The following is a 17507-nucleotide window of genomic DNA, read 5'->3' as shown; positions in this document are numbered from 1 at the left end:
GATAACATCGCGTTATTTTTGGACTGCACGATAGTCATAATCACGAGAGGGAAGGGAAGAGCATGGCGAGCCGAGAAAAATGGTATTTCAGGCTATCCAGGTGTGAAGCTACAGGGGGAAATAGCCCTGATGGCAGGCATCAGGGCGGCGGTGTTAGAACGATTGCAGGGTACTGATCTTACCTTGCTGCCAGTCACTTTCGGACTGACGCAATGCCTGACTGATATCGACCAGCTTGTCGGATGGCAGGGTCTTAGGTAACAAGTCCAACCCAACGCTAGAAATAATCTGTCCATAGCTGTTACGCAGTTCCGCATAGGCCAGATCCTGACGCAGGTCGGCGTTCAGCGCATTCAGCTCTCCTTGAATCAGTTGTAACTCGCCAATGCTGTTGGCCTGATAGCGATTTCTCAACTGTTGGGCGATTTGTCCATCCAAATCATGCAGCTCTGCGCTGGTTTTATACTGGCGTAGCGCCTCGTTGTAGTTGGCGCGAGCCACATATAGCTGCGCCATAATGGCTAACGACATAGCCTGGCGCTGCACTTCCGCGACCTGTTCGTTGGCCTCTGCCGCCTTACGTGCCGCAGGGCCTGATATCAGGTTAAACAGGTTCCAGGTGGCTTTGACCCCGACATCTGCCCAACTGTTGTTGACCAAAAAGGAGTTACTGTCGTAATGACCGCCAGCACTCAATTCAATACCCGGTAACATACGCAGTAGCGCCTTACGGGTTTCAGCGGCATGAATGCGCACCTGATAATCCTGCTCACGCAGTTCGGGACGGCTCACCAACGCGGCTTCTTCCAGCGTTTTTTCATCCACGTTCAACTGTGGCACGATCTGTTCGCTGCTGCTGGGCAGTGCCAATTTGTACGGCGTATCCAGTGGCAGGTTCATTAAGGTGGCAAGCTCAGTCTTGGCCAGGGAGAGCGCCCGACGTTGTTCTTCCAACTGACGGGTGGCATCGATTAGCGCTCGTCGATAGCTCAGTGCCTCAATAGGATCGCCGACCTGCTGCATTGTCATACGCTCGCTGGCGTCACGCGCCTGGTTCACCCGTGCGATCAATCCGTCGATCTGACCTAGCAATCGTTCGGCAGCTACTGCACGCCAGTACGCTGAACGGACATCTTGCAGAATGGTGTGAACCACTTTGCGTTTGCGCTCTTCGGCAATCCAACGTTGATCTGATTTCTGTTTCGCTGTGACATAGCTGACACCAAAGTCGAGCACATTCCACACCATGGTCAAATCAGCCACATCACGATCGCGGTCTTGTGAGGTGGATGGTTCAAGGGAAGTCCGTCCTGTTTCGACGCTACGGCTACTGGAGGCGCTGATGTTATTACGCCCGACGTAGCCAGCGGATGCTGCGAGTTTTGGCAGCATGTCATAACGAGCCAGTTCCAACTGTTGTTGGGCCAGGGCATTTTCCATCACCTTTAAGCGTGATTCGAGATTATATTTCAGCGCCCGAGCCATCGCATCATACAGGCCAATAGGCGCGGTGACCGGCTCCTGCTGACTGAACATCGTTATCCGATCCTGCTGGCTGCGTTGCACACTTTCAGCCTTGGTGATGGGGTCACTGGTGACGGCGCAACCGCTGAGCGCCAGCACCAATGCACTTAGGCTGAAAAGTTTGCGACCCCTTACCACTATTCCATTGCTACTGCCGGTTGTTATTGCCGATAACCGGTTTGCCATTAACATTATTGTCATAGAATGCGCGCCTTCTGCTGTAGTCTTATTGTTATCCCTGCTGCTGACCCCGATCGTGCAGCGCCTGTTCAATCGTTGCCAGACGTTGTCCTTCAGCCTCTCCGATCTGTTGTAATTGCCGATGCAGCGATGGGGTGAATGCTGCGCTGGCTGGTGTTAGCACCCGATCTGCGCTTTGCACCGAGCCCGATTGAATATCGACGCCTTTCCAACTGCCGCCGGCAAACACCTCCATTGGGGTCAGTGAGGGGAGATAAATTCCAGAAAAAACGCTGGCCAGCGAGGTGGTGCCGCCCAGTACCGGGTCTTTGCTAAAGCTAGGGAAAGAACCTAGCGAGCTATCAAGCCGAGTGCCGGTAACTTGAGCCAGACTTTGCGCGAATGTGGTGGCTAGCTGACTGCCTGGTGTCGCGCTCTTGGCACTATCTTGATGTGAGGCGGCGAAGATTGCGGACATTAATGAACTTTCTCCCGCTGCACGTCCGGCATTAAATCCACCAAGTGAATTTTGGGAGATCAGTAAGTTCAGCGTCTGTTGCGGGCCGCCTTCTGTCGGGAAGAATGTGCTGGCGTTGCGGCCAGGCTGTTGTGAGGTGGCTCCGTCAGACACGCGGAACTGAGGATCGCCGCCAGCAATCTCTGTGCGGGTCACTGTTAAGGCAAAGGTGGTGCTGATCGCGGCGTTGTTGGGATCGGTGGCAGTGATCTTGATACTCAGGCTCCCCACATCAGCATTGCCCGGCGTACCGGAGAAGGTGCCGGTGGCGGGATTAAAGCTCAGCCAGGCGGGGAGCGGTGAGCCGTTCGCCTGCGTGGCACTGAGCGTCAGGGTATCGCCATCTGGGTCGGTAAAGGTGCCTGCCGGTACGGTGAAACTGAAACCGCCATCTTGTGTCACGCTCTGCGGCGGAAGGGTACCGGACACCACGGGTGCATCGTTAACATTGGTGACGGTCAGGCCAAAGGTGGTGCTGACCGAGGCATTGGTAGTATCCGTGGCAGTGATCTTGATACTCAGGCTGCCCACGTCAGCATTGCCCGGCGTGCCGGAGAAGGTGCCGGTGGCAGGGTTAAAGCTCAGCCAGGCGGGGAGCGGTGAACCGTCCGCCAGCGTGGCACTGAGCGTCAGGGTATCGCCATCCGGATCGGTAAAGGTGCCGGCCGGTACGGTGAAACTGAAACCGCCATCCTGCGCCACGCTCTGCGGCGGAAGGGTACCGGACACCACGGGTGCATCGTTAACGTTGGTGACGGTCAGGCCAAAGGTGGTGCTGACCGCGGCGTTGTTGGGATCGGTGGCAGTGATCTTGATACTCAGGCTGCCCACATCGCCATTGCCCGGCGTACCGGAGAAGGTGCCGGTGGCAGGGTTAAAGCTCAGCCAGGCGGGGAGCGGTGAACCGTTCGCCAGCGTGGCGCTGAGCGTCAGGGTATCGCCATCCGGATCGGTAAAGGTGCCTGCCGGTACCGTGAAGTTCAGGCTTCCGTCCTGCGACACACTTTGTGCCGGGATGGGCGTAGCCACCACCGGTGCATCGTTAACGTTGGTGACGGTCAGGCCAAAGGTGGTGCTGATCGCGGCGTTGTTAGGATCGGTGGCAGTGATCTTGATACTCAGGCTGCCCACATCGCCATTGCCCGGCATGCCGGAGAAGGTACCGGTGGCAGGGTTAAAACTCAGCCAGGCGGGCAACGGTGAGCCGTTCGCCTGCGTGGCACTGAGCGTCAGGGTATCGCCATCCGGATCGGTAAAGGTGCCTGCCGGTACGGTGAAACTGAAACCGCCATCCTGTGTCACGCTCTGCGGCGGAAGGGTACCGGACACCACGGGTGCATCGTTAACATTGGTGACGGTCAGGCCAAAGGTGGTGCTGACTGAGGCATTGGTAGTATCCGTGGCGGTAACCTTGATACTCAGGCTACCCACGTCAGCATTGCCCGGCGTGCCGGAGAAGGTGCTCGTGGCGGGGTTAAAACTCAGCCAGGCAGGCAACGGTGAACCGTTAGCCAGCGTGGCGCTGAGCGTCAGGGTATCGCCATCCGGATCGCTAAAGGTGCCAGCGGGAACGGTGAAACTGAAACCACCATCCTGCGCCACGCTCTGCGGCGGAAGGGTACCGGATACCACGGGCGCGTCGTTAGTGTTAGTCACCGTCAAGGCAAAGGTGGTGCTGACTGACGTATCACCATCGTTGGCAGTGAGCTTGATACTCAGGCTGCCCACGTCAGCATTGCCCGGCGTACCGGAGAAGGTACCGGTGGCAGGGTTAAAACTCAGCCAGGTGGGAAGCGGTGAACCGTTCGCCAGTGTGGCACTGAGGGTCAGGGTATCACCATCCGGATCGGTAAAGGTGCCTGCCGGTACCGTGAAACTGAAACCGCCATCCTGTGTCACGCTCTGCGGCGGAAGGGTACCGGACACCACGGGTGCGTCGTTAGTGTTAGTCACCGTCAAGGCAAAGGTGGTGCTGACTGACGTATCACCATCGTTGGCAGTGAGCTTGATACTCAGGCTGCCCACATCGCCATTGCCCGGCGTGCCGGAGAAGGTGCCGGTGGCAGGGTTAAAGCTCAGCCAGGCGGGGAGCGGTGAACCGTCCGCCAGCGTGGCGCTGAGCGTCAGGGTATCGCCATCCGGATCGGTAAAGGTGCCGGCGGGTACGGTGAAACTGAAACCGCCATCCTGTGTCACGCTCTGCGGCGGAATGGCACCGGATACCACGGGTGCGTCGTTAGTGTTAGTCACCGTCAAGGCAAAGGTGGTGCTGATCGCGGTACTGCTGGGATCGGTGGCAGTGAGCTTGATACTGAGGCTGCCCACATCGTCATTGCCCGGCGTGCCGGAGAAGGTGCCGGTGGCAGGGTTAAAGCTCAGCCAGGCGGGGAGCGGTGAACCGTCCGCCAGCGTGGCATTGAGCGTCAGGGTATCGCCATCCGGATCGGTAAAGGTGCCAGCGGGTACGGTGAAACTGAAACCGCCATCCTGCGCCACACTTTGTGCCGGGATGGGCGTAGCCACTATCGGTGCATCGTTAACGTTGCTGACGGTCAGGCCAAAGGTGGTGCTGATCGCGGCGCTGCTGGGATCGGTGGCAGTGATCTTGATACTGAGGCTACCCACGTCAGCATTGCCCGGCGTGCCGGAGAAGGTACCGGTAGCAGGGTTAAAACTCAGCCAGGCGGGGAGCGGTGAACCGTTAGCCAGCGTGGCGCTGAGCGTCAGGGTATCGCCATCCGGATCGGTAAAGGTGCCTGCCGGTACCGTGAAACTGAAGCCGCCATCCTGCGCCACGCTCTGCGGCGGAATGGGCGTAGCCAGCACGGGTGCATCGTTAACATTGGTGACGGTCAGGCCAAAGGTGGTGCTGACCGAGGCATGGGTAGTATCCGTGGCAGTGATCTTGATACTCAGGCTGCCCACGTCAGCATTGCCCGGCGTGCCGGAGAAGGTACCGGTAGCAGGGTTAAAGCTCAGCCAGGCGGGGAGTGGTGAGCCGTTAGCCAGCGTGGCGCTGAGCGTCAGGGGATCGCCATCCGGATCGGTAAAGGTGCCTGCCGGTACCGTGAAACTGAAGCCGCCATCCTGCGCCACGCTCTGCGGCGGAATGGGCGTAGCCAGCACGGGTGCATCGTTAACATTGGTGACGGTCAGGCCAAAGGTGGTGCTGACCGAGGCATGGGTAGTATCCGTGGCAGTGATCTTGATACTCAGGCTACCCACGTCAGCATTGCCCGGCGTGCCGGAGAAGGTGCCGGTGGCGGGGTTAAAGCTCAGCCAGGTGGGGAGCGGTGAACCGTCGGCCAGCGTGGCGCTGAGTGTCAGGGTATCGCCATCCGGATCGGTAAAGGTGCCTGCCGGTACCGTGAAACTGAAGCCGCCATCCTGCGCCACGCTCTGCGGCGGAAGGGTACCGGACACCACCGGTGCATCGTTAACGTTGGTAACGGTCAGGCCAAAGGTGGTGCTGACCGAGGCATGGGTAGTATCCGTGGCGGTAACCTTGATACTGAGGCTACCCACGTCAGCATTGCCCGGCGTGCCGGAGAAGGTGCCGGTGGCAGGGTTAAAGCTCAGCCAGGCGGGGAGCGGTGAACCGTCTGCCAGCGTGGCGCTGAGCGTCAGGGTATCGCCATCCGGATCGGTAAAGGTGCCGGCGGGTACGGTGAAGCTGAAGCTGCCATCCTGCGCCACGCTCTGCGGCGGAAGGGTACCGGACACCACGGGTGCATCGTTAACGTTGGTGACGGTCAGGCTAAAGCTGGTGCTGACCGAGGCATGGGTAGTATCCGTAGCGGTAACCTTGATACTCAGGTTGCCGACATCACCATTGCCCGGCGTACCGGAGAAGGTGCCGGTGGCAGGGTTAAAGCTCAGCCAGGCAGGCAATGGTGAGCCGTCCGCCAGCGTGGCGCTGAGCGTCAGGGTATCGCCATCCGGATCGGTAAAGGTGCCTGCCGGTATCGTGAAGTTCAGGCTACCATCCTGCGCCACGCTCTGTGCCGGAATGGGCGTAGCCAGCACCGGTGCATCGTTAACGTTGCTGACGGTCAGGCTAAAGGTGGTGCTGATCGCGGCGTTGTTGGGATCGGTGGCAGTGATCTTGATACTCAGGCTCCCCACATCGCCATTGCCCGGCGTGCCGGAGAAGGTGCCGGTAGCGGGGTTAAAGCTCAGCCAGGCGGGGAGCGGTGAACCATCGGCCAGCGTGGCGCTGAGGGTCAGCGTATCACCGTCCGGATCGGTAAAGGTGCCAGTTGGTACCGTGAAGTTCAGGCTACCGTCCTGCGCGACACTTTGTGCCGGGATGGGCGTAGCCACCACGGGTGCATCGTTAACGTTGGTGACGGTCAGGCCAAAGGTGGTGCTGACTGAGGCATTGGTGGTATCGGTGGCGGTAACCTTGATACTCAGGTTGCCGACATCGCCATTGCCCGGCGTGCCGGAGAAGGTACCGGTGGCGGCATTAAAGCTCAGCCAGCCTGGCAGGGCTGACCCGTCTGCCAATGTTGCGCTGAGGGTCAGCGTATCACCGTCCGGATCGGTAAAGGTGCCAGCCGGAACGATGAAGCTGAAGCTGCCATCCTGTGCCACACTTTGTGCCGGGATCGGGGTTGCTACCACCGGTGCATCGTTAACGTTGTTGACAGTGAGGCTAAAGCTGGTGCTGACTGAGGCATTGGTGGTATCCGTGGCGGTAACCTTGATGCTCAGGCTGCCCACGTCAGCATTGCCCGGCGTGCCGGAGAAGGTACCGGTGGCGGGGTTAAAGCTCAGCCAGGCAGGCAACGGTGAACCGTTAGCCAGCGTGGCGCTGAGCGTCAGGGTATCACCATCTGGGTCGGTAAAGGTGCCTGCCGGTACCGTGAAACTGAAACCGCCATCCTGCGCCACACTTTGTGCCGGGATGGGCGTGGCTACCACCGGGGGATTCCCGGTGACGATCGTCAAGGTCGAGGTGGCACTACTGCTGGCATCGTCGTTCACCGTCACGGAAATGGTACGAACGCCTGCACTCGGGGCAACCGCCACATTGACATAAACAATCGCACGCAGCACCGTCTGGAAGGCTTCCTGTGTTGCACCGCCCGTCAGTGTCAGCGTTTGCCCATCGCTGGTTACATTGATGCCAACTGCATGCGCTGTCAGCCGGGCGGATGGCGACAGTGACAAGGATTCACTGGTGCTGTCCAGCACGCCCGTTAGCGACAGCGTCATGGTCCAAATACGGCTATCGCCATCGGTTTGGCTCAGGGTCGCCAGCGCATCGGCGATGGCGACGCCGTTACTGACATCGCTGCTCGAGACCGTGGCGCTGTAGTCATTGCCTGTATCGCTGCCGTTGAGGTCGACTTGTGGCGCGGTGCCAGAGGCGAATTGTGATTCATAGGCACCGATATCAACATTGCCCTGCCGCACGCGATCCATCCCGCGTATATCGGTGTCGCCAGTGACAAGGAAACGGCTGCCTTGGTTGATGGCATTGCTGGCGCTGGATGCCAGACGTGGATCGGTCGCTGATATCTTATCGACACTGCCGCCAATGATATTGTTGCTACCGTAGAGGGTATAGCTGCCTGATGCCTGATTGACGTCATTGTAGCCCGCCACATCGATGGTATTACCGGTAATCAGCGAGTTGCGTAAATCGGCGACCCACTGGGTGGCATTGTTGGTGAATTCAAAAATGATGCCTGAATCCTGACCGGTGATGGTGGTGTTCATCAAGCTGACGTGGGTGGCTGTGGGATTAGATCCATTCGCAATGAGCCAGAGGCCCGCGATGCCGAAAGACGTCGTACCTTGGTTTGCGCCAGTATTGTTATGAATAGCCGAATTGGTAATGGACAACGAAACGGTTTGCTGTGTGCCGGAGACAAACAGTTTAATCACCCCTTCCTGATTTAGGCCACCAAACAGAATGTTGTCGTGAATAGTAACCCGGTCCAGATCGAAGTTGTTTGTGCCTGGGCCTAGGTTATACAAATCAATTACGCCGTTGCCAAAGTTGGTATCGCGATTGCCCGAGATATCGACGTTATACAGGCGGAAGTTGACGTTGCTGATACCGGGTGCTATGCCCAGTATGCCGCCGCTGTCAGTACTGTAGTCGGTTGTGAAATTGGTCAGGGTCAGGTTTTGGATCGCCAGCGTGATCGAACTGGTCACAATCTGAAAACCGGAATAGCCACCACCGTTGAGTTTGAAACTTTGCCCGTCAATCAACAGCGTTTCTGTCGGTGTCAACACGGAACTGGCCAGTGTTACATCGGTCTGGAACACAATGCGGTCGATTCCCGCTGTGTTATTCGCCCAATACAGGGCCTCGCGCAGGCTGAGCCCTCCGCCATCATTGACATCGTCTTGCAGAGAACTGCCGAAGGCGGCATCGCTACCGGTATCGTCGCCAGAGGTAACATACAACGCGCTGTTACTGGCCTGCACATTGACGGATGAAGTGACATTCAGCGCCGCACTATTGTTGCTGCTGCCACTATCGCTGATAGCGCTCAGCGTGACCGCTCGGGCCGCTGCGGTCACGCTGGCGCTGCTGTTGCCATAACGCATGCCGTCTACCAGGCCCGCGACTTCAGTATTGTTGGCGCTCATGCCGGTCAATTGAACGGTAACGGTACCGGCAACGCGTGTCACGCTATAGCTGCCAATGCCGGTCAATGTGCCTGTACTGTTCGCACTGAGACTGATGTTGTTGCCACCGATGTTGATAAATTCGCCACTGTCGGTGACATTGGAAACGGTCAACGTGAGCGAAGTGAAGGTTTGGCCACTGTCGTTGGTATTAGCGGTAACGCCGCCGAACAGATCCACCGAGCCGGCCATGCCACCGATAAATACCGGGTTACTACCGTGGGCGCTCAAGGTCGGTGCTGTGCCTGCGCTGGTAGTACTGGCATCGATTTTGACCACGCTAACGGTATTATTGCCGTTACTGTCCTTCGCCACCACATACACATCATACAGTGTGCTGGCAGCGAGTCCTGTTAAGGTAAAACTGAAATCGTAGGGGGCGCTGTTCAGTACCTGACTGCCCGATGCCGTGGCCGCTGCGCCGTTGGCAGTTTGTCCGGCAATCACCTGCGCGGCCGTTGGCGCACTGGCGCCATCCGCTACCACCACATAGTAGACATTACCGGCCTCACTGACGCTACCGCTCAGATCAAAACCGCTAGGGGTCGCGTTAGCTACGGCGGGAGACTGGTCAAAGCTAGGGGCGATATCATCGGTCACCGTCAGCGTCACCACCTTGTCATAGGTGGCTTGGCCGTCTGAGACCTGCAAACGAATCGAATAGGTGCCCGCTGCCATGGTAGTGGCATCGACAGCGTGCAGTTGGTTACCGCTGAGGGTGAACAACGCGTTATCGGTACTGCCGCTGCCACTCACCAGGCTGTAGGTAAAGCTGTTGGAATCCACATCGGTTGCTGACAATGACGCGACAGTGCCGTTGCTGCCCAGGGATTGGCCAAACACGGTATTCGACAGGGTGATATCGGTTGGTGCATCGTTAACCGGCACCACGGTGATGGCGCTGCTGATATTGGGTGCAACGGTATTGTTGCTGGTGCCGGAGTCGGTCAGTTGCGTCAGCGTGACCGTGCGTGTGGCATTACCGGGGTTGTCGCTGCTGTTGCCGTAGGTGATGCCGGACAGCAGGCTGCCCATGTCGCTGTTACTCAGCGTCGCACCGCTGATGCTGACGGTGGCAATACCGCCGCTCACGCTGACACTGGCGGAACCATAGCCGCTGCCGAGGGAGACGCTGTTACCGTTGCTGAGCGCGACATTGATGCCGTGAAGGGTCAGGTATTCGGTGCTGCCTGCTACGTTGCTGACGGTAAATGTCGCACCGGAGAAGGTTTGCCCGCTGTCTTGGGTGTCGGCGCTGATGCCGGTAAACAGACTAACCGCAGTCCCGTTTTCAGTGAATGTGGGGTTGGTTCCGCTGCCCATGGCAGTAGGCGTCGTATCGGTGGGCTGGCCCGAATTGGTAGAGGTAAAGTGCCAGACCAGTACACCGTCCCCGCTGGTCATGTTGGTATTGACGTGAAAGGTGATGGTGTTATCCGTGCCCGTCACCGTGGCGGAGAAATCGGCCGCGCTGGTGGTGGCCGCATTGTCTTTGGTGATCGAGGTGATGGCCAGCAACGTACCGCCAGAGAAGGTGAAGTCAAAGGAGGTCAACCCATCACTGGCATAGATGCCGTTACGCATCGTCATGGTAATGGTTGATGTGACGGGGTCGATATCCGCGTACCAATTGGAACTATCGACTTCCAACCCGCCATCGAGAAACAGCTCGACACTGGAACCCACCGTACCGGTGGAATAGGCAAAACCGTCAATCAGGAAATCCACCGTGGTACCGCTCACATCAAGCGTGTGTCGATAGCCGTCAATCTGCAATGCGCTGGTCTCAATATCGCCACTGTGGTTTTCCAAACTCCAGTCGCCGCCCAATACGCTGGCACCCGTGGTATCGCTGGAGGCGGCCACATCGGCACCGGTTAATTGTGCCAGCAAGGTGACGAAACTTTGCCCGGAATCTTGTGCCACATCACAGCCGTAAATCAGTAAATCACCCGAGTCTGTCAAGGCCGCGCCCAGCGTTGCCAAGTCAGTTGCACGGGCATTGGCCGTGTCGCTGTCCAGCGTCAGGCTACCCAGCTGAATTTCACCTTCAGAACCATGACTGAGGATATGAATGGCGTCATAGCCGCTATGGTTTTGTGCCCACTGCACCAGTTGACTGAGGCCATCTTTGCTGCCATCAAACAGTTCGACTTCAATTCCTGCCGGAACGTTATCCACTAGCGTTTGATAATCGGTGACCGAGGTATCAATAAACACCACTTCTTTGCGCACGGTTTCACCCGCGACGGCAATATCGCTGGTGCCGCTGGTGTCATCATGGCTGTCTGCATGATCGGCTTGGCTGTTTTGCGTTTGGGTTCCGTCACCGGCATGGGGGGCATCGTTGCTGTCAGCGGCAACCGTAGGATTCGCTTCGGGAGTCGATTGGGCATTATCCGCTTGGTTGACGGTCGCGGTGACGGCACCATCGAACATCATGCGCGCTTCAAGCACGAATCCAAGCGGTGTCGGTGAGGAGAGAGTTGATTCAGCGGTGACTCGAACACCGTTTCTGCGTGTCTGTAATAAATGGCGCCATAACATAAAAGGTACTCCCGAAAATCATTGCCAAGTGATCACAACCTGAAATACGTTGCAGGGAGACGCCAAACGTCACGTAACAAAAATGGCAGAAAAACGATTGCCACATGATTATTTTGTTGTCTTATTGTAAATCTAAGTTAAAAGTCGATTCTTGAAAATGTGAATTTATCAATGTGTATTAAAAAATACGCTGATTTCCGAAAGCCATTGTAAAAAAAGATGCTAGGTGTGAAGTACAGCATAAAAAACGTCGCCGATACGGGCAGGTTTCGAGCCAGTACGGCGACGTTGAGAGGCGATGACGCTTACGGACGCTCAGGGTAGATCCCTTGTGCTGCGATGCAGGCGGTCAGGCCGAGTGCAGGATCACGGACAGAGAAAGGCGTATTGGCACCGGTATTGCCGACTACCACCTCCGGCACTTTAAATGAGAACGTGGGGATGGTGGGGCTGCCTGAGACAGTCACATCGGCGGGTAGTGTGGCACCGGCCGCCGGTTTGCTTTGCACATAGGGGCCTTTGAATGTGGCATTCTGTGTACCCGCCCCGACAGGAACGGTGGCACTGATGGCTGACAGATAATTGAGACCCGCGATGGGGGCGGCGCCACCACTGCTCGGTGCTGTGGTGGAGAGGGGGAGCGTGGCCGCGACGCTTAATGTTCCCGGAATGGCGGGGATGGTGACATTATCATTGGCGGGTTGTACGGTGGTGACGTCATGAGAGTGCATTGCCAGATTGTTGACCGTTAGCGTGGCGGTTTCTGCGCCAATCATTTGGCCGCGGACGACGTTAACGCTCAGCCCCGTTCCTTGACCGACGCCGATGGCGCTTCGGCCTCGCAGGTCAGGGACACCGAAGGTGCCCGCAGACATCTGGCCACCATAAATGTTGCCGACCAGTGAGAAGAGGGCTTGATTGGCATTAATTTGCAGTAGCTGTCCATCCGCTCGAACGAATCCTCGCGGACAAAAGTCGGTGACCATATAACAGACTGAGCCGATTAAAGGTTCGTATGCGCAAGCGGAGGCTTCTTCCGAGTGGAATGACACAATAGCCAGAGATGTTGCCAGAGCGGACTTGGCAAATAGTGATGCGGTTAATTTCATATTGACTCTCCTTGCAATAAACACGGCCTTGGGGAACTGCATTGGTTTGCAATAAATTAATTCGCCTTCTTATTATTTTTTAAGGAATTAAAAAATAGAGAAATCGCTATTTAAACAACATAGCTCAGCGTTTCTAATTTGTAATAGGCGGCAGAAAAAAATTTAGCTGGCTTAAAGTAAAACCAAAATTCATAGAGGGTTACGCGGGGAAATAATGTTTTTTTCCGGTGTTAAGACTGGGACATTATTTTATTACCCCAGTAAGGTATTTAATAAAAAGCAGCGGTAAAAAAGTGTTTATTAATTTTGTGTCAAAATCCGCTTTCTCGGATGCCCAAGGCGGCAATACGTCGCCATACGCTGCCCAGCAGCGATTCTTTTTCGCCTTGTAAGATAACGCTGCCACGCAGAGGCTGCTGCGGCAATGGGTTACCCGACGTCAGGATAAAGCGGACACTGTATTGCGCCTGTACTGGTTGAGGATAGTGTTGATTATCACGGCGAACGGCGATGGGACCGTGACGATCTGATGCTAGCATCTCTTGCTGTAGGTAGGCGCTGCCCGTAGGGGCAATACTTTGCAGACTCACCGTCTGGCGAGGGAAAGCCGGGTCATCCGAGATAAACACGCCTTGCATGCCCTGTCGCGCTCGGATCAGGTAATCCTCCGGAATATAGCCCATGACGCGCCCCTGATGAGGTTCCACCACCCGCAACAGCGGTGTATCCGCGCTTAGCCAGCGGCCTGGCGTCATATCCCGCGCGATATCGCGTACCACACCGGTTTGCGGCGCACGCAGCGATAAACGTTGGCGCTGTGCCGCTAATCCCCGGTAACGCGCCAACGATTCGGCCAATTGTCGATCAAATACCTGAGTCTCGCTGGCCGTTTCCTGTCGGGTCGCACCACGCCGCAGCTGTTGTTGCAGCAGTGCAATGCGCTGGCGTTCAATGTCGAGGCGATAGTCCAGATCGTTTGAGGTCAGTTCCAGCAACAGATCGCCAGCGTTCACCCGCTGACCATCGGCGACGTAAAGGGTTTTGACTTGTGCTGGCAGGGGGGAATACAGCGTGCTGACATTGGCGGACTCTAACACCGCCGGGATACGTACGCTGCCACGCCATGGAAAGAGCAGGACAAACAGGGTCAACAGGCACAACAGTGCAGCGCGCAGCAGGGTTGCGCTATGGATAGCCGAACGCATAGACCACCAGATGTAAGCTTCTTTTAAGATCGGAAGCGCAATAAACCAGGCAATTTCAATCAGCATCAGGCCGATACCGATCACCTTGATAAAAAAGTGGTATACCACCAATGCAATGCCGAAGAATAGAAAAAAACGCCAGATCCACGAGGCGTATCCCCAGATGAGCAACTTGCGTTGCAGGTGAGGCGACCAGGTTTCTGGCGGCGCATGACCATAACCAAATAGACTCTCGCGCAATCGCCAGCGGCACAAGGCATAGGCGCGGTCCTGTAGGTTTTCCACACGCCAGAAGTCACTTAGCAAGAAGTAACCATCAAAACGCATCAGTGGGTTTAGGTTTATCGCCAGGGTGGTGATCCACGTGGCGCTGGAGAGCATAAACGCCGCTGTACGCATTGGGCCATCCGGCAGCAGAGTCCAAGCCAGCAGTGCGATACCGGCTAGCAGCAGCTCAGCCAGAATCCCCCCTGCGCCGATCAGCAGCCGTGACAGGCGATCTTTGAGTTTCCATGCATCGCTGACGTCGGTATAGAACAAGGGGAACAAGACGATAAACGCTACCCCCATACTTTGCACACGGCAGCCAGCGCGCTTGGCCATAAACGCGTGTCCTAATTCATGAATGAACTTGGCAAACACCAATGACAGTCCGAACACGGCCATGCCAGATAAACTGAACAGATGAGGAAATGCATGGCTATAGCGCACCCAATCGCGGCTGACCAGAAACAGAGCTAGCACGAGCAGTAAAGGGTACACACCCACCAGGAATGGTGTGCCATAACGTTGCAACCAAGGCCAGCAACGGTTGAGTATCGGGTCTGGACGCCATAGGGGGATGCGAAAAAACAGATATTGGTGCAGGACACTTTTCCACAGACCGGTGCGCATGGCTCCGGCTTTGCTGAGATAACGCTGGCGCTGTTCACTGTCGTTTGAGGTGACCAGATCGTGCTGACGCAAAAAATGCAGTAGTTGTTCCAGCTCTTTTACCCGCAGCGGCAGACCCGGCTCTTGATTGGCGGCGGCCAGAATTTGTTGCGGGTGACGCAGGGACCAATGACGAAGCAGCCGGATAGCGGACGGGGCTAAATTGAAGTAGCGCCCAGTAACCGGATCGGCCAGCACCCATTGTGGCGCGCCGTTAATACCAGGGGCGGACTCGGCTAATTGAAGGTCAGCGCGCAGTGCCGGTAACAGTGGGTTCATAGCCCTATCGCCTGGCGAATCACTGCCAGTGGGCGGCGGAACAGGTAGACCGCCAGTGGCACATAGTCACCGGATAGTTTGGCGGTGCCACGCAGGCCAATGCGTGGTGGCGCATCGGTAAAACGGCCGTCCAGTCGGTAAGCCAGATTACCCGCGGGAGTCTGCTCGGATTCATAGGCGATACGCTCCAACTGCGCCGCGTGTGGCGTCAAGGGATCGCTATCCAGAAACAGAGTGATAGGGGCATCCTGTTTCAACTGGATAGCATCGCCGACATCCAACTCAATCCGTAATGCGGCCAGCATTGGGTCTGCCAGTTCCATCAACCGCTCGCCGGTACGTACTGGTTTTCCTGCCCATCGGTCTGCATCGGCAAACACGGCGATACCGTCACGCTCGGCGCGGATTTCGGCTCGGTTTAACAGGGCGTTGGCATAATCGCGCTCGGCACGTTTTTGTGCCACTTGGGCAGCCAGAAAATCCAACCGCGCTTTTGAGTCGGTATCCTGAAACGCACGCTGAGAACTGGCGCGGTGTTCCGCTTCTGCCACATTGAGCGCGCGTTCAGCCACGTCAGCCTGAGCTTTTAGGCTGGTGTCATCGAAACGCACCAGCACATCGCCTTGATGAACACTTTGATTTGGCTGCACGGCAAAAGATTGGATGACGCCATCCAGCGGGGCAGAAACCACACGACCCTGATGGGGAACCACCTCTGCCGGCGCTAACACAGACTGGCGCACCGGTATGAACAGACTGGCGAGTATCAGCAGCACGGGTACGACGATTTTCCAGCTTATCCGACGCTGGCGCCAGCGAGAGGTTTGCGGTTCGAGTGCCAGCCAGGCATGGCTAAAGGCCCCGCCAAGCTGCTCAGCGAGTATCCGGTCGGCATTTTGCCACGGTTGTTCACGGGCATACCAAATCGCACCAAAGGGGTTGCCTTGACGATCGTTGAGCGGTGACCACAACGCTTCGGGCGCGGATAATGCCAGCCAGTCACTGCGACTCTGCTCATCAAGCTGTGCGGCTTCGATTACCGAGCATTGCCGAAATTTGGCGTTGTCTGCGGCTTGCAACTGGGAGCAGGCACGTTCGATAAACGCGACAAACGGTGCATGAGGAGTAGGCTGCGTGACGCCAGTCACTGCACGTACGCGGCCATTGATGATCAGTGCGGCGTGACGAAAGCCAAACAGCGGTTGGCTATCGTTGACAATGCAGTAGGCCAATTCTTCACTCGTCGCCGCCGCTCGAGCCAGCCGTTCGACATCGAGAAAACGAGCAAATACTGCGGCACTGGCCGTAGCGGACGACTGGGGGGACGTCACTTCGCCTCCGGGAATTGCGCAGTGCCGCTCATTCCGGCTATCAGACTTTGATCTGGATGCGCGAGAGTGCCGGTCAGACCGATAGTTTGGCTACTTTCATCAATACGCGCACCGAGCCTTGTCACCGTAGCTTGCAGAGCTTTGCCTGTTTCATCCGGTGTGAAGGTAAAGGGCAAGCCAGTTTTTAACACGGACAGCAAGCGAGAGGAGACCAATAAGTTGATTTCCAGGCGACGGTTATTGACCACGTCCAGTACTGGCGCGCCTTGTGCTACGCTCTCAAACGTCTGGGCACGGCGTTTTACCACTTGTCCATCAAAGGGGGCATTTATGCGACAGCGATTGACTTGAATCTGGTACACCTGACTTTCCGCTTGCGCCTGCGCCAAATGTGCGGCGGAGAGCGCAACTGCGTGTTTACCGACGGATTTCAATTGTGCCAATTGTTGATTTTGGCTCAACTCAGCCTCTGCTGCCCGCGCTGCTGCTTGGGACGCACTGAGTTGCGCCTGATAAATAGCGCAATCAAAACGCACTAATACATCGCCTTTTTTGAACGTTTCACCTTCTTTGAACGGCATTTCCACAATGCGTCCAGGCAGATCGCTGGAAAGTGTTGCTTGATCGACCGGCACCAGGATTCCGCGAGCCTGATTATCGGTGCGAGTTATGGCTGCGCCATCGTTGACAGGAGGGAGCAGTAGTGGGTCAGTCACGTTGGCCTGTGCTATCTGAAACAGTGAACCAAGAAAAAACAGTCCTAACGTACAGCGGTAACCGAACACGTTCACTTTATTCACACTTAGCTGCCTTTGCGGTGAGAACCGCCATTGACATCGGATATTGGCAACGATGTTCGGCGTTGCGCTCTGTTAATTGTTTGTATTTTAATGTTTCGCAGTATAGCAAATAGGGCAAAAGTCGGAAGAGGACGGCAATCGGACTAGGGCAAAATTTCTTGCGTAGAGGACTAACAGAAGATTCGCCACTGATTTGCCCGCAACAACATGCATGTAGGGCAGGGGAAACCAGTCGGTTTAACGTGGAGATATAGACTGTGAGAATCGGAAACTTTGAAGGGTTTTACGGATGATTTTACGCCGCGGATTCTTGAATCGTTAAGAGACATTTGGGGGAATGCTGTCATCGAACAACGTTACACTCAATCTGACCACCACATTCTTCCGATGCGGAGGGAAAACGGAACGTACACGGGGAACATTTTTCCCGT

At 56.5% G+C, this 17507-nt stretch carries 6 protein-coding genes; all 6 read right to left on the bottom strand.

The window, feature by feature from the left end:
- Positions 1-153 precede the first annotated feature (153 nt).
- Positions 154-1662 (bottom strand): TolC family protein, encoded by a 1509-nt coding sequence (locus KKH3_RS12580; RefSeq protein ID WP_039360064.1) that lies wholly within the window; start codon positions 1660-1662, stop codon positions 154-156.
- Positions 1663-1756: 94 nt separating this feature from the next.
- Positions 1757-11419, bottom strand: a complete 9663-nt coding sequence (locus tag KKH3_RS12575) for a putative Ig domain-containing protein (RefSeq protein ID WP_080756541.1) — start codon at positions 11417-11419, stop codon at positions 1757-1759.
- A 305-nt stretch (positions 11420-11724) separates the two neighbouring features.
- Complete coding sequence (locus KKH3_RS12570; protein WP_039360061.1) at positions 11725-12528, bottom strand: phage tail protein; 804 nt, start codon at positions 12526-12528, stop codon at positions 11725-11727.
- 311 nt (positions 12529-12839) lie between these two features.
- A complete protein-coding gene (locus tag KKH3_RS12565; protein WP_039360058.1) occupies positions 12840-14945 on the bottom strand; it encodes a site-2 protease family protein in 2106 nt (701 codons plus the stop codon).
- Complete coding sequence (locus tag KKH3_RS12560; protein WP_039360057.1) at positions 14942-16276, bottom strand: efflux RND transporter periplasmic adaptor subunit; 1335 nt, start codon at positions 16274-16276, stop codon at positions 14942-14944. The genes KKH3_RS12565 and KKH3_RS12560 overlap by 4 nt, the downstream gene beginning before the upstream one ends.
- Positions 16273-17076, bottom strand: coding sequence for an efflux RND transporter periplasmic adaptor subunit (locus tag KKH3_RS12555; RefSeq protein ID WP_039360055.1), 804 nt, complete (start codon positions 17074-17076; stop codon positions 16273-16275). Before KKH3_RS12555 ends, KKH3_RS12560 begins: the two co-directional genes overlap by 4 nt.
- Positions 17077-17507 lie beyond the last annotated feature (431 nt).

The organism is Pectobacterium actinidiae, from assembly GCF_000803315.1.
GTDB lineage: Bacteria > Pseudomonadota > Gammaproteobacteria > Enterobacterales > Enterobacteriaceae > Pectobacterium > Pectobacterium actinidiae.
This window is presented reverse-complemented; position numbering and strand designations above follow the sequence as displayed.

Coding starts and splice junctions, on each gene's coding strand:
- KKH3_RS12575 (WP_080756541.1), bottom strand. CDS start 11,419: ATGTTATGGCGCCATTTATTACAGACACGCAGAAACGGTGTTCGAGTC.
- KKH3_RS12570 (WP_039360061.1), bottom strand. CDS start 12,528: ATGAAATTAACCGCATCACTATTTGCCAAGTCCGCTCTGGCAACATCT.
- KKH3_RS12565 (WP_039360058.1), bottom strand. CDS start 14,945: ATGAACCCACTGTTACCGGCACTGCGCGCTGACCTTCAATTAGCCGAG.